This window comes from Paracoccus denitrificans (assembly GCF_900100045.1).
GTDB classification, from domain to species: Bacteria; Pseudomonadota; Alphaproteobacteria; order Rhodobacterales; family Rhodobacteraceae; genus Paracoccus; species Paracoccus denitrificans.
In genome coordinates, this window is the sequence record NZ_FNEA01000003.1 from 108,653 (window position 1) to 130,163 (window position 21,511).

General features: G+C 61.0%; 27 protein-coding genes. 10 read left to right on the forward strand and 17 right to left on the reverse strand.

Features of this window, described 5'->3' with window-relative positions; translation table 11 throughout:
* Nucleotides 1–7: 7 nt before the first annotated feature.
* The 4 genes from BLT64_RS02980 to BLT64_RS02995 all read right to left on the reverse strand — a co-directional run bounded on the left by BLT64_RS02980 (nucleotide 8) and on the right by BLT64_RS02995 (nucleotide 3,535).
* A complete protein-coding gene (locus tag BLT64_RS02980) occupies nucleotides 8–1,261 on the reverse strand; it encodes a tetratricopeptide repeat protein (protein ID WP_011747790.1) in 1,254 nt (417 codons plus the stop codon).
* Nucleotides 1,254–2,252, reverse strand: coding sequence for a LysR family transcriptional regulator (locus BLT64_RS02985; protein WP_011747789.1), 999 nt, complete (start codon nucleotides 2,250–2,252; stop codon nucleotides 1,254–1,256). Before BLT64_RS02985 ends, BLT64_RS02980 begins: the two co-directional genes overlap by 8 nt.
* 174 nt (nucleotides 2,253–2,426) lie before the next feature.
* On the reverse strand, nucleotides 2,427–3,050 hold the full coding sequence (locus BLT64_RS02990; protein WP_011747788.1) for a LysE family translocator: 624 nt from the start codon (nucleotides 3,048–3,050) through the stop codon (nucleotides 2,427–2,429).
* A gap of 29 nt (nucleotides 3,051–3,079) precedes the next feature.
* Nucleotides 3,080–3,535, reverse strand: coding sequence for an Lrp/AsnC family transcriptional regulator (locus tag BLT64_RS02995; protein ID WP_011747787.1), 456 nt, complete (start codon nucleotides 3,533–3,535; stop codon nucleotides 3,080–3,082).
* A gap of 117 nt (nucleotides 3,536–3,652) precedes the next feature.
* On the opposite strand from BLT64_RS02995, the gene BLT64_RS03000 reads away from it, so the two are divergent.
* Both BLT64_RS03000 and BLT64_RS03005 read left to right on the forward strand, forming a co-directional pair.
* Nucleotides 3,653–4,198 (forward strand): RBBP9/YdeN family alpha/beta hydrolase, encoded by a 546-nt coding sequence (locus BLT64_RS03000; RefSeq protein ID WP_011747786.1) that lies wholly within the window; start codon nucleotides 3,653–3,655, stop codon nucleotides 4,196–4,198.
* 2 nt (nucleotides 4,199–4,200) lie between these two features.
* Entirely contained in the window at nucleotides 4,201–4,833 is a 633-nt protein-coding gene (locus BLT64_RS03005) for a LysE family translocator (protein ID WP_011747785.1), read from the forward strand.
* 2 nt (nucleotides 4,834–4,835) lie between these two features.
* On the opposite strand, the gene BLT64_RS03010 is transcribed toward BLT64_RS03005, so the two are convergent.
* Entirely contained in the window at nucleotides 4,836–5,600 is a 765-nt protein-coding gene (locus BLT64_RS03010; protein WP_041529852.1) for an AraC family transcriptional regulator, read from the reverse strand.
* Between the two features lie 91 nt (nucleotides 5,601–5,691).
* Here BLT64_RS03010 and BLT64_RS03015 point away from each other — a divergent pair, with 91 nt between their 5' ends.
* On the forward strand, nucleotides 5,692–6,432 hold the full coding sequence (locus tag BLT64_RS03015) for a sulfite exporter TauE/SafE family protein (RefSeq protein WP_011747783.1): 741 nt from the start codon (nucleotides 5,692–5,694) through the stop codon (nucleotides 6,430–6,432).
* Here the strand turns inward: BLT64_RS03015 and BLT64_RS03020 are convergent.
* Nucleotides 6,423–7,340: an aminotransferase class IV gene (locus BLT64_RS03020; RefSeq protein WP_011747782.1), complete on the reverse strand. Its 918-nt coding sequence runs from the start codon at nucleotides 7,338–7,340 to the stop codon at nucleotides 6,423–6,425. The two genes, BLT64_RS03015 and BLT64_RS03020, sit on opposite strands and share 10 nt — an antisense overlap.
* 145 nt (nucleotides 7,341–7,485) lie before the next feature.
* Between BLT64_RS03020 and BLT64_RS03025 the strand changes: the two genes are divergently transcribed.
* Nucleotides 7,486–8,406, forward strand: a complete 921-nt coding sequence (locus BLT64_RS03025) for a LysR substrate-binding domain-containing protein (protein WP_011747781.1) — start codon at nucleotides 7,486–7,488, stop codon at nucleotides 8,404–8,406.
* Between the two features lie 44 nt (nucleotides 8,407–8,450).
* Here BLT64_RS03025 and BLT64_RS03030 read toward each other — a convergent pair whose 3' ends face one another.
* Nucleotides 8,451–8,912, reverse strand: a complete 462-nt coding sequence (locus BLT64_RS03030) for a GNAT family N-acetyltransferase (RefSeq protein WP_074810319.1) — start codon at nucleotides 8,910–8,912, stop codon at nucleotides 8,451–8,453.
* A 169-nt stretch (nucleotides 8,913–9,081) separates the two neighbouring features.
* On the opposite strand from BLT64_RS03030, the gene BLT64_RS03035 reads away from it, so the two are divergent.
* Nucleotides 9,082–9,534: a GNAT family N-acetyltransferase gene (locus BLT64_RS03035; protein ID WP_011747779.1), complete on the forward strand. Its 453-nt coding sequence runs from the start codon at nucleotides 9,082–9,084 to the stop codon at nucleotides 9,532–9,534.
* Here the strand turns inward: BLT64_RS03035 and BLT64_RS03040 are convergent.
* Genes BLT64_RS03040 through BLT64_RS03050 form a run of 3 tightly spaced genes read right to left on the reverse strand, consistent with a single transcriptional unit; the run spans nucleotide 9,516 to nucleotide 11,118 of the window.
* On the reverse strand, nucleotides 9,516–10,004 hold the full coding sequence (locus tag BLT64_RS03040; protein ID WP_041529850.1) for a GNAT family N-acetyltransferase: 489 nt from the start codon (nucleotides 10,002–10,004) through the stop codon (nucleotides 9,516–9,518). The genes BLT64_RS03035 and BLT64_RS03040 overlap by 19 nt on opposite strands.
* Entirely contained in the window at nucleotides 9,941–10,597 is a 657-nt protein-coding gene (locus tag BLT64_RS03045; protein ID WP_011747777.1) for a 2-hydroxychromene-2-carboxylate isomerase, read from the reverse strand. The genes BLT64_RS03040 and BLT64_RS03045 overlap by 64 nt, the downstream gene beginning before the upstream one ends.
* Nucleotides 10,594–11,118, reverse strand: coding sequence for a cupin domain-containing protein (locus BLT64_RS03050; protein WP_011747776.1), 525 nt, complete (start codon nucleotides 11,116–11,118; stop codon nucleotides 10,594–10,596). Before BLT64_RS03050 ends, BLT64_RS03045 begins: the two co-directional genes overlap by 4 nt.
* A gap of 167 nt (nucleotides 11,119–11,285) precedes the next feature.
* On the opposite strand from BLT64_RS03050, the gene BLT64_RS03055 reads away from it, so the two are divergent.
* Nucleotides 11,286–12,197 (forward strand): alpha/beta hydrolase family protein, encoded by a 912-nt coding sequence (locus BLT64_RS03055; protein ID WP_011747775.1) that lies wholly within the window; start codon nucleotides 11,286–11,288, stop codon nucleotides 12,195–12,197.
* A 7-nt stretch (nucleotides 12,198–12,204) separates the two neighbouring features.
* Here BLT64_RS03055 and BLT64_RS03060 read toward each other — a convergent pair whose 3' ends face one another.
* Nucleotides 12,205–12,696, reverse strand: a complete 492-nt coding sequence (locus BLT64_RS03060) for a winged helix-turn-helix transcriptional regulator (protein WP_011747774.1) — start codon at nucleotides 12,694–12,696, stop codon at nucleotides 12,205–12,207.
* Nucleotides 12,697–12,845: 149 nt separating this feature from the next.
* Between BLT64_RS03060 and BLT64_RS03065 the strand changes: the two genes are divergently transcribed.
* Nucleotides 12,846–14,009, forward strand: coding sequence for a YbfB/YjiJ family MFS transporter (locus BLT64_RS03065; RefSeq protein WP_198140512.1), 1,164 nt, complete (start codon nucleotides 12,846–12,848; stop codon nucleotides 14,007–14,009).
* A 217-nt stretch (nucleotides 14,010–14,226) separates the two neighbouring features.
* On the opposite strand, the gene BLT64_RS03070 is transcribed toward BLT64_RS03065, so the two are convergent.
* Together BLT64_RS03070 and BLT64_RS03075 are read right to left on the reverse strand one after the other, a co-directional pair.
* Nucleotides 14,227–15,315 carry a glutathione S-transferase family protein gene (locus BLT64_RS03070; RefSeq protein WP_011747772.1) on the reverse strand — a complete coding sequence of 363 codons (1,089 nt, stop codon included), beginning with the start codon at nucleotides 15,313–15,315 and terminating at the stop codon, nucleotides 14,227–14,229.
* Nucleotides 15,316–15,551: 236 nt separating this feature from the next.
* The gene (locus tag BLT64_RS03075) at nucleotides 15,552–16,358 is read right to left on the reverse strand and encodes a hypothetical protein (protein ID WP_011747771.1); all 807 of its coding nucleotides are present in this window, start codon (nucleotides 16,356–16,358) and stop codon (nucleotides 15,552–15,554) included.
* 269 nt (nucleotides 16,359–16,627) lie between these two features.
* Here BLT64_RS03075 and BLT64_RS03080 point away from each other — a divergent pair, with 269 nt between their 5' ends.
* From BLT64_RS03080 to BLT64_RS03090, 3 genes are all read left to right on the forward strand, one after another.
* Nucleotides 16,628–16,918, forward strand: coding sequence for a DUF1330 domain-containing protein (locus BLT64_RS03080; RefSeq protein ID WP_011747770.1), 291 nt, complete (start codon nucleotides 16,628–16,630; stop codon nucleotides 16,916–16,918).
* 720 nt (nucleotides 16,919–17,638) lie between these two features.
* Nucleotides 17,639–17,854, forward strand: coding sequence for a hypothetical protein (locus BLT64_RS27240; RefSeq protein WP_232290512.1), 216 nt, complete (start codon nucleotides 17,639–17,641; stop codon nucleotides 17,852–17,854).
* 28 nt (nucleotides 17,855–17,882) lie between these two features.
* Nucleotides 17,883–18,425 carry an AAA family ATPase gene (locus BLT64_RS03090; protein ID WP_011747768.1) on the forward strand — a complete coding sequence of 181 codons (543 nt, stop codon included), beginning with the start codon at nucleotides 17,883–17,885 and terminating at the stop codon, nucleotides 18,423–18,425.
* Here the strand turns inward: BLT64_RS03090 and BLT64_RS03095 are convergent, their stop codons facing one another.
* From BLT64_RS03095 to BLT64_RS26215, 4 genes are all read right to left on the reverse strand, one after another.
* Complete coding sequence (locus BLT64_RS03095) at nucleotides 18,426–19,289, reverse strand: PhzF family phenazine biosynthesis protein (protein ID WP_198140511.1); 864 nt, start codon at nucleotides 19,287–19,289, stop codon at nucleotides 18,426–18,428.
* Between the two features lie 30 nt (nucleotides 19,290–19,319).
* Nucleotides 19,320–19,865 (reverse strand): YbhB/YbcL family Raf kinase inhibitor-like protein, encoded by a 546-nt coding sequence (locus tag BLT64_RS03100; RefSeq protein WP_011747766.1) that lies wholly within the window; start codon nucleotides 19,863–19,865, stop codon nucleotides 19,320–19,322.
* A 90-nt stretch (nucleotides 19,866–19,955) separates the two neighbouring features.
* Nucleotides 19,956–21,206, reverse strand: coding sequence for an MFS transporter (locus tag BLT64_RS03105; RefSeq protein ID WP_011747765.1), 1,251 nt, complete (start codon nucleotides 21,204–21,206; stop codon nucleotides 19,956–19,958).
* The gene (locus BLT64_RS26215; protein WP_128492931.1) at nucleotides 21,199–21,456 is read right to left on the reverse strand and encodes a hypothetical protein; all 258 of its coding nucleotides are present in this window, start codon (nucleotides 21,454–21,456) and stop codon (nucleotides 21,199–21,201) included. Before BLT64_RS26215 ends, BLT64_RS03105 begins: the two co-directional genes overlap by 8 nt.
* Nucleotides 21,457–21,511: the final 55 nt, after the last annotated feature.

A 21,511-nucleotide genomic window follows, 5' to 3' on the forward strand; every position in this document is an offset into this window, starting at 1 on the left:
GCTCAGATCAATGGCCCGGCAAGGGGCTGTTGATTAGGGGGCCTTCGACGCCGTTCCTCTTGCGCAGCACCGCGACGAAACCCGGGATGTTCTGCGTGGAGCTTTGCTCATGGATGATCTCGCTGACTTCGCAGATCTCGAAACCGCAGGTTTTGGATAGGTCAGCCAGGTAGGCGCTGCCATGCGCGAAACATCCCGCCTTTGCGAGTTCCCGATAGCTCGACGCACCAAAGGCGGTTGGGTCGGAACCGTCATATGAATAGGTGGTGAAAGCGAATGTTCCTTCCGAACGAAGGGCCAGCCACACTGCTTCGAAGACGGGGCTCAGGTCTCCAAAATGGATGAGTGCCGCCGCCGAGACGATCAGGTCAAATCGGTCTGGATGCCGGGTCAGAAAAGAAAGCAGATCATCCTCGTTCAGAAGGTCATAGATGCCCTTCGCGCGGGTGCCCTCAAGCATGTCCGGTGAGACGTCGACCCCCACCATGTGCTGGGTCATCGCGCGGAAGCCGGCGCCGGAGAGACCTGTGCCACATCCGGCATCGAGGGCCGAGAAGAAGGGCGGGGACGCGTGGCGGAGAACGGCATCCAGGACGTGACGATGCGCGAAATAGCCCGGGACCAGGTCCCAATTCTTCGCCTTTCGCCGGTAGAGGTCACGCAGAAAGGCGGGGGATGCGCTAGCTGGAACTGGCCCCTTGCCAATGAATGCAAGAAGCAGTTCAGCGCCGTGCTCGTCTCCGGGGGCGAGGCGAAGGTAGCGATGCAATGACAGCGCTGCCGCGTCAAGATCGTTTAAGGCGATCAAAGCGTCTGCCAAAGAGAAATGCGCCCGCGCATCTGCGGGACTGACAGCGGTGACTTCGGCGAGAAGGTCGGCTGCTGTAGAAAAATCCGCCAGATCCATTGAGGTGACAGCCAAATTGTACATCGCTTCCGCATATCCGGGCCGTGTTTCGATGGCCTTCCTGAAGGCTGCAATTGCGTCTTCAGGCCGCTGCCCCTTACGCAGAGCTATGCCGAGATTGTTGTAAGCTTCCGGCGAGGGTACCGGTGCATGTACGCACGCGGCCTCGAGGGCCTCGATCGCCGCGGTGATGCTACCATGAGCGAGCCGTGCGACCCCGAGCAGGTGAAGCAGGTCCGGGTCGTTAGGGTAGTCCATGAGTGTGCGCACGCAGACGGTTTCCGCCGCTGAGTAGCGTCCTGCGGCATAGGCGCTCAGAGCTTCTGCGGTACGGCGACGCTTGATACTATCCATCGCGCGAGGACCCTTTGGAGGGTATGGTAACTTGTTGGCCCAACATGCCGTCCTGACCGATGGAGTGTTGCGCTGACAGCCAGTCGGACGTGCCGCGGCGGTGCCGTCCGGCGCAGATATGTGCGGCAGTTATGAGCCGCCGGAGCGCCGGATTGCCGTTCGCTCGATTCCAGATTGCATTGAAAGTCACGCTGTTTCTGGGCTCGTTCACGGGAAGATAGGAAAGTTCCCGATCATTTGGTCGCTGCCAGGAGGAGACGGCGACCGTAATGCCCTGGTTCAGGGCGACCAGATCCAGAAGCATCTCCTGGGTCGCATCGATCCGATCGACCTTGAAGCCGCAATCATCTTCGACCGCCAGAACGCCGCGAATAAAGGCTTCGACCTCGGGACCTGGCGCGGCGACGGTTACGAGGATCCGCTCATGCCGCATCGAAGACCAACTGACAGCGGGCATGCCGGACAGTGCATGGGTCTTCGAGGTGACAACGAAGACTTCTTCCTGCCACAGCTGTGCGTGATCACAGTTCGCCGGGATCTCGCAATCGGTCACGAAGGCGATGTCCAGAGAGCCCGCCGCGACGAGCCTGACATGCTCTCTCGTTGCGCCGTCGACTGCGCTGAGCAGAACCTGGGGATGGGCGGTCGCGTATCGCCTGAGTAGTTCCTTGAGGAAGCCGGTGCCCAAGGAGGTCTGAATTCCGATCGTGAGACTTCCGGTTTTTCCTCGACCTGCAAGCCTGGCATGTCGCTGCGCACGTTCGAGCAGTTCGATCGCCGATTTGGCTTCGCGAAGGAAAGCCTGGCCGGCCTCAGTGAGTTCGACGCCGCTATGGCGCCTCTCCAGAAGTATCGCGCCGAGCTCATCCTCGATGGCGCGGACGGTGCGGCTTAGCGTCGACTGTTGCACATCCAGAGCTTCGGCGGCGGCGCGCAGGCTCCGAAACTCGGCGATAGCGATCAATTGGTGTAGTTGACGCATCTCAATCATGAAGCCACCTCCGAACCTGCAGCCGAAACCTGCGTTCGGAAGCGGGGGGCTGGCTGCTTGCTTGCTTCAGCGCCTTCTCATGCAACGCCTGATCATCATGAAAAACCTCTCGTATCATGCGTAGTGAGAATGTCTCACCCGGCGTTGAATTTCCGTCCGAGAGGAGCAGCGACCTTAGCGGCTGGCGGCGTTCTTCATCCCCAGGAGTACCGCTGCCAGGATCATGCAGCTGCCTCCGATCCGGTCCAGCCAACGACGGGCCTCACCCTTCAGCCGTTGGGAGAGCCAATGCGCGCCAGCCCCGTATCCGGTCAGGAACGCTCCGTCGATTGCGATATAGGTGGCCGACAGAACCAGAAACTGCGGCCAGAACGGCAACTCCGGATCAATGAACTGGGGAAACAGCGCTGCGAAGAAGACCACGGCCTTGGGGTTGGCCGCCGAAGTCACGAAGCCTTGCAGCCAAAGGGTCCGCAGGGAGGCCCGTCGAGAAGCGGAGTGCGATATGGGCTTCATGGATCGCCGAAGCGTACGCAGGCCGATCCACAGGAGATAGAGGGCGCCGGCCCATTTTACGACGGTCAGGGCCTCGGCGGAGGTGGCGATGACAGTCGCCAGCCCCAGGCCGGCGGCGAGCATCTGAATCAGGTTCGCTGTCAAATCTCCCGCAGCGGTGAGCCAGGCCCGCGGCAAGCCATTGATGGCGCTGTTCGACAGCATCAGCATCTGGCTCGGGCCAGGCGTACTCATCAGTGCGAGCACGGTTGCGACGTAGATCAGCCAGATATCGATGGGCATGGTTTGCTCCGGTATCGCGCGTGGAGTTGTCAGCCGAGTAGCGCCTTTCCAAGTGGTTTTACGGGTTCCGAGCGTAGCACCAGAGAGGTCGTGACCGCGCCGAACCGGGCGATGGTGTCGACGATGGTCTCCAGTTGGCCGGGCGTCGGCACGAGGACTTTGAGCAGGAAGCAGTCTTCGCCGGTCAAACGGTGGACCTCGATGACATGCGGCATCTCGGCAAAGGCTTTCAAGGCTGGCTTGATGTGCTCATGCGTGGTTTTGAGCCGAATGATGGCCATCATCCCGAGACCGAGCGCGGCGGCGTCCAGACGCGCTGTATAGCCGGCGAGTATTCCGCGATCCTCAAGGCGCTTCACCCGCTCCGATGTCGCCGGCTGCGAAAGCCCGACACGTCGGCCGACCTCCGATAGCGGGGTGCGGGCGTTTTCCTGAAGCGCTTCGAGGATTGCGATGTCAAGGCGGTCGAGCTCACTGATCGGCATGTTCCACCACAGATTCCGTTAATTCATCGGAATTTTGTCACAAACGCCGATGAATTGCCATTCCCGTTATGCGTTCGGCAAGGGACACTCCAGAAGGGTGAACATCAGGAGAGTCGCATGAGCCGTCGTTTCGTTATGGTGCCGGGCATCGGGGGATCCGGCCCTGAGCATTGGCAGAGCCATTGGGAAACTCTCTATCCGAACACCCTCCGGATAGAGCCAAATTCCTGGGATGAGCCCGACCTCGCTGACTGGTTCGCCGCCCTGGACCGGGCGGTCGCCGCGGCACCTTATCCGCCGGTGCTGGTATGCCATTCGCTCGGGTGCCTGCTCTTTGCCCATTGGCGTGCGGCGTCGTCCCGGGCGATCGCCGCGGCATTTCTTGTCGCCGTGCCGGACCCGAGTGGGCCGGCTTTCCCAGCGCAGGCAAAGGCATTCGGAGCGTTACCTGCCACGGGGTTTGGTGAGCGGCCGGTGTTGGCCGTCGCAAGTGAGAACGATCCCTATGATCCGACGGCGAGTGCGATAGCCTGGGCTGCCAGGCAAGGCGCCTGGCCGCGCCGTCTTGGCCCAAGGGGCCATTTGAATGAGGCGTCAAACCTCGGCGCCTGGCCCGAAGGTCAGGGGCTTCTGGCAGATTTTCTGGACGAGATCGGAGAGTAGCCATGGACGTTGCGACTGCATTGATGAGCTTTTCCATTGCCGCGGCTTTGCTGACGATCACACCGGGGATCGATACAGCCCTTGTTCTGCGGACGGCGGCGGTCGAGGGGCCGCGCCGGGCGATGCTGGCGGGGGCAGGGGTGGTGACCGGGGTGCTGGCATGGGGATTGATTGCGGCTTTGGGGCTCGGTGCTGTGTTGGCCGTATCGGACCTGGCTTACCGTTGCCTTCAGCTTGCCGGCGCGGTCTACCTGATCTGGCTGGGTATCGGGATGTTGCGGGGGGCGCTCTGTGCGCGAGAGCCGGGGTTGCCGAGGGTCATGGCGCCTTCCGCCCCGAATTGGTTCCTGCGCGGGGTGATGACCAACCTTCTTAACCCCAAGGTCGGTGTCTTCTATATCAGCTTCCTGCCGCAGTTTCTGCCCTTGGGCGTTCCGGTGGTGCCGTTCAGCGTCCTGCTCGCGGGGATACACGCGTCGATGGGGCTGATTTTCTTTGCAGCGCTGACTGCTGCGACAGTGCCGTTTCAGAATGCCCTGAACGGCCCCCGCCTGCCTCGCCTCCTCGACGGGGTTACCGGCAGTGTCTTGATCGGGTTCGCACTGCGACTGCTGACGGAGCGGCGCGTGGGATGACCCTAGATCTCCATCCGACGCTGCAACTGACCAGGCGTGATCCCGTGGGCGGCCTGAAAGGCGGCCACGAAGCCGCTCGCTGTGGCGTAGCCGGCGGTATGGGCCGCATGCTGCACGCTTTTGCCGGCCATCAACGGGGCAATGGAGCGTGTCAACCGAAGGTCGCGCATCCAGGTGGCCCAGTTTTGCCCGGTGTCGCGACGAACGAGCCGTTGCAGGCTGCGCCGCGACAGCGCCAGTGCCCCAGCCCAGTAGTCGAGCGATTGGTCGGCCCCATCGAGATGTGCCAGCGCGATCCGACGCAGGCGCGGGTCTGTGGGCAGGGGCAGAGTGGGCGCAGGGGTGGGGCGGGCAAGCCGGTCCCACAGCACGGCCGTCAGCCGGGCGAAAGCGGGCTCTTGCCGGTCGGCGCGGCTGGATCCTGCCAGGGCGCGGAGAAGTTCGGCTTCCAGCGCCTCGAGAGGGAAAGGCGTGGGGTCCTTGGGCAGCGGTGCCGCGGCGGGCCGGGTGTAGAGGTTGACCGATTTCCGCGCGCCCTCAGCCCGGATGCGGTGGCGGTGCGTCGGTGGAAGCCAGATCGCCATACCGGGAGAGAGAAGATGCAGCCTGCGTCCTGTCTCGACCGTCACCGGCCGGTCCGGGCACCAGGCGAGCTGCCCGCGCCAATGCGCATGCGCCTCGGGCATGGTGCCGGGTGTGAAGCTCGTGATCCTGCCGATCACCGGACTTCCATCCTCGGCAAATCCTCCGATCTCATCGCGCTGCATGTTGGCACCTCCGGGGTATCATCTGGCACCGGGGCGACACATTTTTCCAGCCCCTCCGTCAGGATCGCGCGGAGGCGGAGCGGAGGACCGGATGGCTATGACGACAATGGCGCTGCTCGCGGGCGCGGGGATGCTCGGCGGGCTGTGCAATGCGATCGCGGGCGGGGGCACGTTTTTTACCTTCCCGGCGCTGCTGGCCGTGGGGCTGCCGCCGGTGACGGCGGGCGCGACCAGCGCAGTGGCGATCTGGCCCGGCCATGCGGCCAGCCTGATTGGCGAAGGCGCAGTGCTGCGGCAGGAACTGATCGCGCGGCCCGGACGCGTCGCGGTGTTTGCGCTGGCCTCGGCGGCGGGGGCCGGGCTGTTGCTGGTGTCGGGAGATGCGCTGTTCCGGCAGTTGGTCCCCTGGCTGCTGCTCTTCGCGACGCTGCTGTTCGCGGCAGGGCCCATGCTCAACCGCTGGTTCGCCCGCCGCGGGGTGTCGATCGGGCCAGTCAGCGCCGCGTGCGCCGAGGGGGTCGTGGCCCTTTATGGTGGCTACTTTGGGGCGGGGCTGGGGGTGCTGCTGCTGGCGCTGCTGACCGTGACGGGGGGCGACGATCTGAAGCGGCTGAACGTGGTCAAGAATGCCTTGGCGACGCTCGCGACCAGTATCGCCGTCCTGATCTTCGCCTTTGGCAGCGCGGTTGCCTGGGGGCCGGCTGCCCTGGTCTTCCTGGGGGCGACGGCAGGTGGTGTCATCGGTGGCCGGCTGGCACGCCGGGTGAAGCCGCAACTCCTGCGCGCCGCGATCGTCTGCCTCGGCCTGTTGCTGGTCTGGCACTACGCGTGAGCCCGGGTCGAGGCGCGGAACGCCTCGCGCAGGGCCGTGGTGATTGGCCCCAAAGGCCATGTGCTGTGCTTGCCGGGGCGGTCGAGCGAGACCACGGGGCGAAGTTCGACCGACGTGCCCGTGACGAAGACCTCGTCGGCTGCGTCCAGATCGTTGAGGCTGACGGTTCCTTCATGAACCGACAGGCCAAGGTCCCGCGCAAGGTCGAAGACATGGCGCTTGGTCAGGCTGTCGAGAAAGCATGTGGGAAGGGGAGACAGAAGCCTTCTGTTCCGGACGAGGACGATGTTCGTCACCGTGGTTTCGGCGACATGGCCTGCCATATCCAGCATGAGGGCATCGTCATGTCCGCTACGGGCGGCTGCGGCCCGCGACAAGGTTCCGGTCATGTAGAGCCCCGAGCATTTCGAGGCGGTCGGCGCCGTATCGGGCGCGGGGCGCCGCCAATCCGACAGAACCAGGCGCAATCCGCCGGTCCCATCCCCAAGGGCGCTCTCCACTGGCCAGTCCCAGGCCGCGATGGCGGTATGGATCCGGCACCCCTGTCCGGAGACCGAGACGCTTTCGCTACCGCGCCAGGCAACGGGACGGATATAGGCATCCAGCAATCCACCCGCCCAGAGGACGGCTTCGGTTGCCGCGATAAGCTCATCCAGGCTCCAGGGCAACGTGTAGCCGAGGATTTCAGCGGAGCGTTCAAAACGCCGAAAATGCTCTTCGGCGAGGAATACCCGACCGTCATAGGCCCTGATGCCTTCGAATACTGCGCCAGCCATGTGCAGCGAATGGGTCAGGATGTGCACATTTGCCTGTCGCGATGGAACCAGAGACCCATCGAACCAGACGGGACACGCTTCACTCGTTTGGGTTCCAGGGGAAAGAGACGCGAACGTGGTTTCAGACGACATGCAAGGTCTTCCTTTTTCGGGCTGTCACTCAGAGTGTCCGCCTCTGTCGGGTCGCTGGCGAGTGAGCAGTTTTCAGTCCGGAGTGAGAAAGGGTCGTTCGCATCGCCCCCGAATTCGGGGAGACTGACACGAGTGAGGACCAATAATGGATAAGCTATCAAACTATCGGCTAAATGTGCCGCTCAACGCTTTGCGCGCCTTTGAGGCCGCCGCGCGCCATCTCTCTATCAAGGATGCGGCGCTGGAACTCGGTGTGACCCCCTCGGCAGTTAGTCACCAACTGCGAGGGCTGGAGGATGCGTTGGGTCTCACCCTCATGCGTCGTGTTGGTCCCGCGTTGGAATTGACCGAAGCCGGAGCACGGCTTGCGCCAGATCTGAGCGAGGGATTCTCCCGGATTATCGACGCCGTGGGCGGTCTTCGCCAAGACCGAAGTACCGGACCTCTAAGGCTTTCCATGCTGCCGACTTTCGCAGCGCATTGGTTTTCTCCACGTCTCACGCGCTATCCGTTTGAGCGTACCGGGTTCGATCTATTGATCTCAACAACGCAAGAGGCAGTGGACCTCTCCGCCGGGGTTGCCGATGCTGCGGTGCGCCATGGGCAAGGGCGATGGGATGGGCTGCAGGCTGATCTTCTTTTTGAGGAATCGGTAAGCCTTTTCGGGACCCCGTCCTTGGCGGCTTGTGATCCCGATGAAATGCGTGCCAGCATCGCAGGAATGACACTGTTTTTGTCGCAGTATCGAAAGGAGAATTACGCCCGTTGGAACGCCACGCTCCCAGGTGGCCCAATTCGACCCGCCTCGGTGATGATGGTCGATTCTGCAGGTCTGGCACTTCGTGCGGCGATGGATGGGGCAGGGGTCGCACTTGCCGGGGTGGAAATCGCGGCATTCGATGTCAGTGCCGGGCGGCTAACGCAGATCTTCATCCATCAGGCGCAAACCGGCGGCGGGTATTACCTTGTCTATCCGGAGGCACTGGCACGCGATCGCCGCGTGCGCAACTTGAGCCGCTGGATGGTCGATGCCGCCAAGGAAAGCCGGGACAGGACTCAGATCTGACGAACGAAGGACATGAATTGCGCCGTATCTGAATCCAGTACGTTTCATGCTTGGGTAAGGTGTTTTTCCATGAAAAGACTTTCTGGCAAAGCGGAATGGCCGCCGAACACCCCGCAGCGGACAAAGCCGTGCCGTGCGTATAGCCTGTGCGCGTCGGTCAGTCGGGTGCCAGTCTCCAGCTTTAACAGCAAGTTACCTTCTTCTTTTGCGACGCTTTCTAGCGCCTGCAACAGATGCGAAGCGATGCCACGTCCCCGTGCCGAAGGAACCACATACATTCGTTTGATCTCAGCGAAGCCGCGATGCAGTACTAGCGCGCAGCATCCCAATGCGGCTTCTCGACTACGCGCTACAAAAAGGGGCGAGTCAGACACGTCCGGTGGCGCTGCGGAAAGTCCGTCCTTTCGTTTTCCTGGATACAACGATTGCATGAAGTCTATCCCGGCTCCGAGAAGGTCACGCACATCGGGTGTTTTGGGATCTTCGATGTTAACGGTTATGCACATTCTTCGTTCGCCAATTTGGAGATCAAGCTATCTGTGACTGTAAGGAAAATCTCTGTCTGTGGCCGGCTGCAACTGCGATTATCTCAACCCTAGGGGATCAAATTTCGGCTGCCTTTCATCTTCACGGTCGTTAGATTCCAAGCACCTGGTTCAGTAGGGGGATGCCGCGGTGCAGGAAATTGAGATCAGACCTATTGGCAGCATCGATCACGATGACTGGGTTGCACTTTGGCGCGAGAACCTGGCGTATTTCAATGCCGGTGACGCGGCGGTCACGGCCATCCCCACGATCTGGCAGCGACTATTGACACCTGACGTGCCACTCGCAGGGTGGCTGATCCTGTTGCGTGGCCATCCTGCCGGGCTTGCCCATGTCGTCTTGCGCCAACACACATTTTCGTCGCGTCCAGTCGGTGTGCTGGAGGACCTGTGGATCACCAGCGGCGCACGGCGCGAAGGGTTGGGGCGGGCCGTGGTCACCCATCTTGCGGAGGAAGGGCGAACGCAGGGTTGGTCCCGGCTGGAATGGGAAACAGACGAAGACAATCTTGCGGCTCGGAGTCTCTATGACGCTTTGGCGGATCCTCTGCCGCTCAAACGTTATCAGATCGGGTTTGTCTGAGTGGGCTTCGCGGGCAGTTCCATGCGAAAGCTGTCCCAGGGGGCTTGTTCGGCGATTCTGAGATAGAGTTGTCGGGCAGGGCTATTGCCCTGCGGTACCAGCCAGCGCAAATGTGCCCAGTCTCTGTAGGCACCGATTTCGGCGAGCCGGGTGATCAGCGCCCGGGCCACGCCTGCACCCCGCGCATCTGGGCTGACGAAAAGGTCGTCAAGCTGGCCCGCCCGACTGCCTGATACGATCTCAGGCAGATCGAAGGCATGGGCAAATCCGGCCAGCCGGCCGTCGGTTTCAGCACCCAGCAGAATAATGCGATCCCCTGTGGCCTTCGTGATCATTTCCAGAGCTACTGAGTCTGTCATGACAGCCAACGGTCGGCGCTCGGACAGGGCGTCGCGATAGCCATTGATCAACTCGGCCAGCCGCGGCGCATCGTTCGGCTTAAGCGTGCGGATGAGAAGAGAGGCTGGCATCCTGCGGCTCCGATCCAGTCTTCCATCATCCCCATACGGTCCCAGCCCCAAAACGGTTCGCCATCGACCAGAAAGAAGGGTGAACCGAAGACACCCCGCGCCACCGCGTCCTCGGCAAGTTCTGTCGTTCGGGCCTTGATGACGGGATCCATGATCCCGGCCAGTAAATCCTCAGGTTTACATCCGAATTCAAGGGCAAATGCTGCAACGGCCTCTGGCGATGAAGTGTCGAGGCCTTCGCTAAAATAACCTTCAAAGATCCGCTTCGCGAACCCTGAAGCGGCGTCGGGGTTCTGCGTTTCGATCCAGTAGAAGGCGCGGGTGGCGGCCAATGCCACGCGCGGATGCTCGGGTGGCAGGTGAAAGCTCAGTCCGCGCGGCTCGGCGATGCGGGCCCAGTCGCGGCGCGCATAGTCGCGCTTGAGTGGTGTTGAAGACAAGCCGCGTGCGCCGGTAACCTTATATGCCGTACCCAGCATGTACGGACGCCACAGCACCGCTCGCCCTACTCGAGACGAAAGAGCGTCGATCTCCTGCGCGGCAAAGAAGGCATAACCCGAGGAGAAGTCGAACCAGAATTCGATGGGGTTCATGTGTCCTCACCTTCCCAGTAATCAACCGCATCTCCCTGCCGGAACGACGCGGCTACCCGGCGCAGAGTTTTCTCCCCGCCAGCTGCGGCACCGGCAAAGACTGTGATCTTGCCGCTGTCTGGATACTCTAGCACGTCGGGTTCGCGCATCGTGCTGATGGCAAGATAGCGCAGTGGCGAGGAGCCGATGGCAATGATCTGATGCGCGCTTTCAGCCCCGCCTGCCGGGCAAACCGCAACCATACCTTCGGCCAATTTGTGGCGTTCGCCCGCACCATAACGCAACTCGCCCGAGCCGGAGAGGATCACGAACATTTCGTCATTTGCATGATGGCTATGATAGGGCCAAGCTGTCTTGCCGGGCGGAACTTCCACCAACCGTGCTCCTAAATGGGTCGCTCCGAGCGGTGCAGCGATCGGTGCCATCAGGGCTGAAAACCGGCTGCCGTGTTCCTGTGAAACGAGATGAAGATCTTCCAGCCGGATAACGGGGGCAAGGGATACGGGTGAGGGATGCGACATTGTAGGTTCCTCCTTCGGGGAAAGGGCGTCAAATCGCGTCATAAGGCAACTGAGTTGCCCTCAGCATCGCGGGAAGAATGCTCATTTGGCTCGGCGCAAATCCTTCTGGATGCTTGCCTCTACACATGGCGAACTGTTCGATCAGCCGAATACAAGGGGAGTGCCAGATGTACCCAGACGAGACCTTCACCGCGGCGGCCGAGGACGGATACCCGATCCGGGGCTCTATCTGGCACGGAGCGGGGCAGGGACCCGTCGTGATCATTCATGCCGCGACCGCAGTCCGAGCGCGATACTATGCCCGCTTCGCCGCCTGGTTAGCTCGGCAAGGCACGAGTGTCCTAACCTTCGACTATCGTGGGATTGGCGAGTCACGCTCCACGCCGATACGGCAGCTTGATGCAGGCTGGGTTGACTGGGGCCTGCTTGATGCTGAGGCGGTGCTCTCCTACGCCATGCGGCGCTGGCCACACCGGATATTTATGGCGGTGGGGCACTCCATCGGCGGCTTCGCCCTTGGTCTCGCGCCTTCCGCCGCGCACCTTGAGCGGATCTTTACGGTCGGTGCGCAATTCGCCTATTGGCGGGACTACGCTCGCCGTCAACGGCTTTCCATGGTGCTAAAATGGCATGTAATCATGCCCGCTCTTACCGGTCTCTTTGGCTTTTTCCCGGGCCAACGCCTTGGCTGGCTTGAGAATGTGCCACGCGGCGTGGTCAGGGACTGGAGCCGCATGGGGCCACGTTTCGAGGCCAGTGTCGACACCGATCTCGACAGGGCGGATCTGGCTCAAATGCATGGTGCGACATGTGCCAGTTTGCTTGCCGTCGGGCTCACTGACGACCCTTACGGCACCGACGCGGCTATCGGCCGTCTGCTGTGCTACTACACTGGCGCCGAACGCACCCATCTTAAGATCGCACCCGAAGACATTGGGGAGGATAAGGTTGGACATTTCGCGTTTTTCCACAGCCGGTTCGAGCAAACGCTCTGGCCGCTGGCCTCGGCCTGGCTCCTAACCGGTCAGTTGCCAGTGAGTGTGCCGGGAAAGGTGATCGCCGCTCCTGCAAGCGTATGAGGCGATGTCATGCCGGGTTGGTATCTGGGGGGACGGCAACAGCGACGATTGCTGCGATATCTTCGACAGGTTCTCCGTCTTCCCTGATTAGGTGGGTTAACACCTTCTGGCCGTCGCTGTCCTGGAGGCGCAATCTTGAAGGACCTCCTGGCAGATGTGTTTCTGCCCATTCGCGCAGGGCAGCCAGGGCCGGAATGAGTGCGCGGCCCCTCTCTGTCAGTACATATCCGTCACGGGGGCGTTGGCCGGGCAGGCTATAGGGTTTGCGCTGCAGGAGCCCTTCGCTGGTCAGCTGTTTCAATCGCTGGGAAAGAACCGAACGCGGAATGCCCAGATCGTCACGCATCGCATCGAAGCGTTCGACGCCGCAAAGAGCCTCTCGCAAGATCAGAAGTGTCCATCCGTCTCCAATTGTGCGGATGGCACGTGCGAGCGCGCATTCGGCAAGCGGAACCGGTGCGTGCAGTTGGGCGCTGGCGTTATGTCTCTCGTTGGTCATCGAAATAGCGTATCTCAGTTTGCAATTTGAACCTAGGTTGATAGCCTGAGTCTACAAAATAGACTCAGGGGTTGGAAATGCTCGCTAACCAAACATCACGACGCAGTGCGCACCTCCAAGTTTTGCGGCGCGATGTCTGGACAGTTGTAATGCTGGCCTTGGCTCCAGCAGTGGGGCTCGGCATCGCGCGTTTCGCCTACGCTCTGGTTCTGCCCGATATGCGGGCAGATCTCGGTTGGTCTTATGCGGAGGCCGGCTGGATGAATACCAGCAATGCCGCAGGGTACCTACTTGGCGCGCTGCTTTGCACCCGTGCGATTGCAATGGCTGGGGCGTTCCGTGTCATGGTGATCGGTGTCTGGGCCTGTATTTTCGCGTTGGTACTCTGCGCGCTCGCCCAACAGTCGGTTACCTTGAACGCCGCACGTGGGTTCGCGGGGGTGGGGGGCGGACTTGCTTTTGTCTCGGGCGGAGTTCTCGCCGCCCATATTGCACAACGTAACCCAGAACACGGCGCGCTCTACCTTGGTCTGTTCTATGCTGGACCAGGCTTGGGTATCTTTCTGTCCGGAATCACGGTCCCGACTGTTCTCGCTTTATTTGGCGCGGGCTCATGGCGGATTGCTTGGGTGGCATTGGCCGGGCTGTCACTTGTGTTCAGCGTCTCTGTGATGCGCAGCAAAGTGGCTGAGATCTCAACACCAGAATCCGAGAAGGATCGCGTGGATCACCAGCCTTTCGCTTTGAAAATGCTACCGCTTCTGGGCGGTTATCTGCTCTTTGGCGCCGGCTACATTGCCTATATGACCTTCATGATCGCGTGGGTGCGGGACGGTGGTGGTGGGGCTGGGTTTCAGGCGGCTTTCTGGGCGGCAATCGGTGCCGCCGCTATGGCTTCGCCCTGGATCTGGGCGAGACTCTTGAAGCGGTTGCAACATGGCCACGCCTTCGTAGCATTGATCGGGTTTACCGCCCTCGGCGCAGCTCTGCCGCTCGCGTCGGGCGGGAGCAACGCTTTGTTTCTATCCGCTGTGATCTTCGGGGCGGCCTTCTTTGCCGTGGTTGCCTCGACGACCGTTTTTGTCCGCCGTAATCTGCCCGCCGGCCGTTGGGCTCCGGCGATCGGAGCACTTACTGTTGCCTTCGGGATCGGACAAATGCTTGGCCCGGTCGCCACAGGCATAATAACTGACTACTCCGGCGGACTTTCTGGGGGGCTCTTGGCTTCGGTCCTCATGTTGATCGCAGCTTGTATATCAGGGTTGTTCCAACGCGATTTGGGGGCGGGTGCTTCGGGAGCAACGCGAGATTAGTTGCTCTTGAATTAAAGGGCCTTGTCTATTCGGAATCGTCAGGCGGGGTGGGGTGGAGGAGGTTTCCACATCGTATTGTGAGCTCCCTAGATTTCGAGTGGTGCCTGGCCAACACCTTTGCGGTTCCTAGGCTTTTGAGCATTTAACGCATAGCTACGGAGCCCGGGCATTGCTTTGCTGACCAGACCCAGATGCTGAATGTTGAGCGCGTGCTCTCCTAGCTGGTATCGGTGCGAAGCCGCGCCTTCGAATTAGGACTTTGTGGACAGGCGGAAGCCTCGATAGCATGGAGTGTCGTAGGGTTGACCTCGGTTTGGCGCCCATCTCTTGCGGCAACCGTCGCTGGGCCAAGACGCCCGCGGTCGTGCGGTGCCGTCCAGTCGATCGCCGGTGCCATTGCCACGATCCCGAAGGGGTTCAGGTCGCGGTCTTCTCCGTAGTAGGCTGCCCGGATCACGGCCTCGTCAAAGGTCGCCGCGACGCCTTTCCACGTCATAATATCGCGCGCATAGCCCCAGAGATTTGGATAGTCGATCAACCGCCGACGCGCGCATTTAAAGTGCCCATGATAGACAGCGTCGAAGCGGGCTAGTGTCGGCCATAGCCTCAGGTCCGTCTCGGTCAACATGTTGCCATGGAGGTAGCGTGCCTGTGAGAGCCGCTCGTCAAGGAACTCGAGCGTCGCAAACACCTCCTCGACTGCATCGTGATAGGCGTCCTGCCGACGTGCTTTGCCGGCCCGGTAGACCGCGTTGGATACGCCAACCTGCACGCGCTGTGCGATATCATCTATCGCATCCACCAAGTCCATCGGGAGTAGCGTCCACTCTAGGCTGTTCTCATTCGCTTCGACCCGGTCGAGGCCGCGAAGGATTTGGACGGATTCGTTGGACAGAATCCGTCCTTCATATGCATCCCAGAGTACAGGCACCGTAACCCTCCCAGTGTAGGCGGGATCGGTAAGGGAATAGAGTTCGTGCAGATGCACAATCTTGCTTCCGTCGCCGGGGACGGTCCACGGTCTATCGGGCGTGCCGACCCGGTATCCTTCAGTGCGTGGCCCACCCGCGATATGGAGTGCGAGGACATCCTCCAGCCCCTTCAGGGCGCGTGTCATCGTTGCCCGATGCGACCACGGGCAGCTCAATGACGCGATCAAGTGGAAGCGGTCGGGTGCGGCGGCGATGGCAACGATCGCTTCGGCTTCCAACGGCCCGCCGTAATGCGAAGGCGGACGGACGTACGTTCCGTCCCAAATCGTTCGATCTTCATCGCGCCATATGCCATCGACCAGCATTCCCATCATGTAGTCCTTTCAATCCGGCTCGATCCTTTCAATCCGGCTCGATTTGTCTCGAAAGCTCGCAATCGATTTCTGTACTAAGGTTGAAAATATGGAGACCATTAAGACTTACAGCTTGATTCATTCCTCCCATAATGATTGCTCATGAAGGTTTGTCAGGCCGCCTAGAGAACCCATTGCAGCACGAGCGACAGCGACATCTCATCGGCTTCGCCTAGTAAGGAATAGCACTACCAAAGCTATTGATTGGACGCCGGAACATCTATCGAAAGGGTGTCCCGAAGCCTTGCCCGGGTTGCAGCTTCAAACTGCTCAGGCCATGCCAAGCCCCACTCTTCCGCTAGCTGGCGTGCACGCGGCAAATACGCTTGGGCGTAACTCAGGTGAGCCTGAATCACCGCGTCACGTGTGGGTTCGGGAACGGGCAGGGAAGTTATTGCGACCTTCTGTTCCGGGGTCAGAAGCCGATCCAGATGCAGGGCACCACCCCGGTGAGGAGGCCCAGTCTCCTCGATCATCAGCTCGATGAGCAGATTCCGAAGATGGAAGACGCCGGTGACACCGTTGATATAGTCCTGCCGGCCGATTGCAACACTGAGCAGGCCGAGAATTCGAAGGAACTCCTCGAATTGATAAATTACTCGCCGCTTCTTGCACGCCATGGTGTCTGAATGGTCTTGCATTCCCTCATACAGGTCTTCTTTGTCGAATAGAACCCGCAGCTTGTCCCTGCTTTGTAATGCTAGCTGATCTGGCCGGAGGATCACAGCGTCGATCCGCAGCCAGCTTTCGGTAATCGCATTTATCAGGGATGGTCGCACCTGGCGGTCTCGCCAAAGAACGAGTGGGCCTACCCCAACTATGGCCTTTTTCCAGAGAGCGGCAACTGCATCGGTAGCTCCGTCGTGAGTAACGAGTACAAAGTCGAGATCGCTGAGATCATCCTGAAATCCAGACGCGTAGCTGCCGCTGAGGAACAGCGCGCAGACGGCCCCTGCGCCGTGAAGTGAATTCTTGATTGTGTCGATGACTTGCTCCGGAGACATCCCTAGTTCTCCTGTTTAAGTTGAGATATTTTTTAAGTTACGCCTCAATATCCGAAGCTCCCCTCTGTGGCAGATCTTCCCGCACGTGATACGCAGAGCCCGCTCTGAACAAAAAAGTCTTTTCTCAAGGTCCTCCTTACCGGAGGGGTATGTCGAATGATTGTATCTCAGTGCGCCTTGAGAAATTGTCATTCGCGCCCGCTGACATATCCTATAGCGTTCCCGAAGTCTGGGGTTCAAATGCATATGGCGAAGCTAAAGAAGAACACATGTCGGTATTCATCCTTGCACAACTGAAGTTTACGGATATCGAGCGCTATCGGAGGTATCAAGCCGCGTTCGCAGAGGTTTTCGGCAAGTTCAATGGCCGCCTCGTGACCGCGCACGAAGCCGTCACCGTCCTCGAAGGTGATTGGCCATTCGATAAAATTGTGGTTCTGGAATTCCCCTCATGGGATGAGGCCATCCGTTTCGAAAGTTCTCCAGAATACGCACAAATTGCGGTGGATCGGAAAGCTGGAGCTAATGCGGTCGTGATCCTGGCGGGTGATAAGGCCTGACGAACCGGAGTGCGAGGCCGCTCAGACGGCTTTTGCTCACACTGTCTATGTCGACTGGCTCTGCCTGGGGGTGGGGCCAAATCAAAGTTTGGCCGCATTTTCGGCGAGCGGTCAGAGCGTGATGAAACATTGAAATTCAGTTGTTTCAAATGACATGCTCATCTTCTAAATGTCACGAGCAGGCCGCAACCGCTACTCCCTGCACACCGTCCGAAAGGTCCGACACTCTATAGATTGGGAGGCTTGCATCGCTTACGGTATGATAAAATTTCGATTTCGATCGAGACCTTCTCAATAGGGGGCTGCTCGATTAAGAAGCGTCGCTTGCTTGTGTCTGCAGGCGCTGGCCGGAACGTTCGCTCTGCGCCGTGGGCCATTCAATTGGCGGCTTCGCCCTGGGGTTGGCGCGCACCTCGGATCGGCCTGACCGGATCGTGACGGTCGGCGCGCAATTCGCCTGATGGCGCGATTACGATCCCCGGCAGCTACGCGCGATGTATCTGAAATGGCATCTCTTCATGCCAGACGTGACGGGGCTCTTCGGCTATTTTCCCGGGGCACGGCTTGGATGGCTCGAGGATGTGCCATGCGGCGTGGTGCGCGACTGGAGCCGGATGGGGCCGCGGTTCGAGACGAGTGTCTGCTCCGCTTTGGACCCAACAGACCTTGCAGCGCGTCATGGCGCCACCCGGGCGCGGCTCCTGGCCATCAGGTTGACAGATGACCCCTTCTGCACCGAAGCTGCGGGGCAACGATTACTCGACTACTATTCCGGGGCGGATCGCACCCTCGGATATCGCGGTGCCTGAGATCGGGCATTTCGCATTCTTCCACGCCCGTTTCGAACAGACGCTCTGGCCGCTTGCCGCCGCATGGTTGCTTTCCGGTCAACTGCCCAAGGATGCTCCGGGGCGGATCGTCTTTCCGACAGGCTGAATGCAGGTTTTTCTCCAGCAGGATCACTATGAACGATCGACTTTTTATTATTACTGGCGGCCCGGGATCGGGCAAGACGACGCTTCTGTCCGCACTGGCGCGGCATGGTCTCACAACAATGCCCGAAGCAGGTCGCGCGATCATTCAGGATCAGACCCGGATCGGCGGGACAGGGTGGCACGGTCAGGACCGGCAGCTTTTTGCAGAGCTCATGCTCGGCTGGGAGATGCGCTCTTGGCACGAGGCGCAGGGGACCGACGGTCCGGTGGTCTTCGATCGCGGCATTCCCGATGTGATCGGTTATCTTCAGCTCTATGAGGGAGAGGCGCCCGCACATGTTCACGCGGCGGCCGAGCTCTACCGGTATCGCCCGACGGTGTTTCTTGCGCCGCCCTGGCCCGAGATCTTCGGTCAGGATGCGCAGCGCGGGCAGGATTTCGACGAGGCCGTTGCGACGGCAGAGGCAATGGAGCAGGCCTATGCCATGGCGGGATATGACCTGCTGCTGCCTTTGGCCACGGTCGAGGCGCGGGTCGATTTTGTTCTGGGGGTTTTGGATCAGTCCGTCTGATCAGGACGCGTCACCCAGGTCCAACTCGCCACGCAGGACGATACAGGCGGCCCCGCCGATGGTGATGCGCAGCCCTTCGGCTGTCGTTTCCCAGCCCGCGTTAACCAGCCCGCGCCGGCCCATCTCGACCCCTTGCTCCGACAGGTAACCACCCCGAGGCACCGCGTCGCGATGCGTGGCGATCCACGCAGCAATGGCGCCATTGCCAGTCCCACAAACAGGATCCTCGGCCACGCCCTCACCCGGAGCAAAGGTGCGTACACGCAAGCGCGGCGTGGCCCCGGACCCGCTGTCGGCAAAGACCGTGAGCCCTGCCGCGCCGAGCCCATGGCAGATCCGCTCGATCCGACCGAGGTCGGGTCGCAGGCTGGCCAGTGCCTGAAGGTCGTGCAGCTCAAGCAACAGCCATGGAACCCCCGTCGAGACGATCTGATGCGGGCTGTTCGTGAGCAAATCGAGTTGAAGGCTGATCGCCTCGGCAAGTTCAGCTTTGGTGACCGGCACATCGCGGAATTGGGGCGTCGCCTGCGTCATCGTGTAAAGGTCGTCTTCGACGCGGATCGGAACCAGTCCGATGCCGCATTCCTGCGTCAGGCTTTGGGGCGTTCTGCTTTGCTCGCCGCAAAACGCATGGGCGGCGGCGATGGTCGGATGACCGGCGAAGGGCAGTTCGCGCACCGGGGTAAAAATGCGGGCGCGATAGTCCGCGTCACCGGTCGGGCGAAGCAGGAACACGGTCTCGGAGAGGTTCATCTCGCGCGCGATGCGTTGCATGATCTCGGTGGACAAGTCATCGGCGTCGAAGACCACCGCCGCCGGATTGCCCAGCAAGGGTCGGTCCGAAAAGGCATCGATCTGCAGCATGCGTTTCTTCATGGTCGTTAGTTCTTGCTTTCAGCGCCCGTAGCGCGCTGTCAGTGTCACACTGCCGAGGCTGTGCGCGTGGATCATGTAGCCGGCGAGGGCGGGCATGGCACTGGCGTCCAACCCCAGGCTCGGCACGTCGATGGCATAGACGGTGAACTCGTAGCGATGAGCGACTGCGCCCTCAGGCGGGCAGGGGCCGCCATAGCCGGGCTGCCCGAAATCCGTCAGGGACTCGACCAGAGGGGCGGGCAGGTAGCCGGAGGCGCCCGCGAGCATCGCTCGTGTGTGCGCCGGAATATCCAGAACGATCCAGTGCCACCAACCGCTGCCGGTCGGGGCGTCCGGGTCGTAGACCGTAATCGCGAAGCTCTGCGTTCCTGCGGGCGGGTCATTCCAGACCAGGTGCGGGGATTGGTTGAGCCCCTCGCACCCCATGGTCGAATTCACCAATTCCATGCGGATCGTTTCACCCTCCCGCAGGTCGCGGCTGTCCAGATCGAACGCGTGAGCGACAACGGGAGTGGCGGCGAGCGCCATTGAGAACAGAGCAGTACGGCTTAGGTTCATCATCATGAATGTCTCTCCTCGACTTCCATGATTTGACGGTATTCCAATGTGTTAGATGCGGCGATTGAGAAGCTTTCAGGGGCCCGGTAGAAATGATCACCGAACCTTGTCCAGATTCAGGACGCGACCTTGATGCAGAACCATCCACGCCAGAGCGATGGCTTGCAGACCGGCGATCAGCACGATGAACGTCACATGGGCGGACGAAATGCTCCACCCAAGCCGAACCAAAGCCTCGATGCCTGCGCCGATGCCGCCCTGCATCAAGAAACCGGTGAGGACAGCGCCGAGATTGAGCATGGCGATAGCGCGGCCGGACACTGCGTCGGGTAGCAGCCGGACCAGAAGCGCGTAGGCAAGGATGGGACCCGCGGTGAACAGCCCGTAGCCAGCCCAGAGGATGGTCTGCAGTGACGCGCCTGCACCGGCAATCGCGAGCTGACACAGCACAAAGCCAAGCGTCAGGGCGAACGTCAGGTGGAACAGGTGTCGGTCGGTGCGGGCGATCCGATCGGCGAGCAGGCCGAAGCCGAATTGCCCCAAGATGACGGCAAGGGAGAGTGCCATCAGAATGCCCGCTGCCGCAGTCGACGGGAGGGTGATCGCGTCACGCAGCCAGACCCCGGCCCAGAGGCCCTGATAGGCGACCCAGGCTCCCTGACAGAGGGCCGAAGCCGGTGCGATGGTGAGAAAGGCGGGGTGCGTGAGGACACCACGCAGTCCCTTCACCGCCGGTTCCGGGACCTCGGGTGCGGCCCGTTCCCTCGTCTGGGGCGGAACCACCGTGGCGATGATCAATGCAATGGTGGCAGTGACGCCGGCGAGACCCAGAAAAATTTCGCGCCAGCCGATTTGGCGTAGCAGCCATTCGGTCGGGCTGGTGGCCGCCAGGGAGCCAAGGCCGGCCGCTGCGATTGTGATGGCGTTTACCAGGGGCAGGCGCTCCCTCGGCCACCACAGGGTGTTCGCCTTGTAGGCGCCGGTCCAGCAAGCGGAAAGTCCGAAGCCGATCATGAAACGCGTCAGGACGAGCATGTGGGCTGTTTGTGCCCCGGCGAAGAGCGCGGATGCGACGACAGCCAGGAAGAGCGTAACCACCAGCACGCGTTTTGGCCCGAACCTGTCCAGGGCCTGGCCGACGAACAGCTGCGAGCCGGCCAGTGCGCCAAGGAAGGCGGAGGTCATCATGCCCATGGTCGCAGGCTCAAGCTGAAACTCGGCCGTGAGACGAGGCTCCATCACTGCGTTCACATTTCGAAAGAGTTCGGAGAGCAGGTAGGCGAAGGTGAATGGCAGAGAGACGAAGACGATGCGGCGCAACGGGGACAATTGGGCTGGGTCAGTCATGCGCGTGGCCGGACCAGATGCAGCAGTCGTCCCTCAGGGAGTACACCCGCCCAAGGTCGTCGGTTTGCTCGGCACGATCCTGAATGGAGCCCGTTTCGCCATATCGGTGAGGGTAAGAGACGAAGGACAGAGATGTCAGCAGGATGGCCGTGACCCAAAGAAGTGCAAGTCGTTGAAGACCCGACAGGCCGGGTGTCGGTGTCCCGCCAGAGGCGGCGCTCAAGGATTTTCTGAGATCATTGATGTTCATGGCTTCTGGCTCCACTCTTTGTCTCAAGTGCTAGCCGGGAGCCGCCTCCACGCCG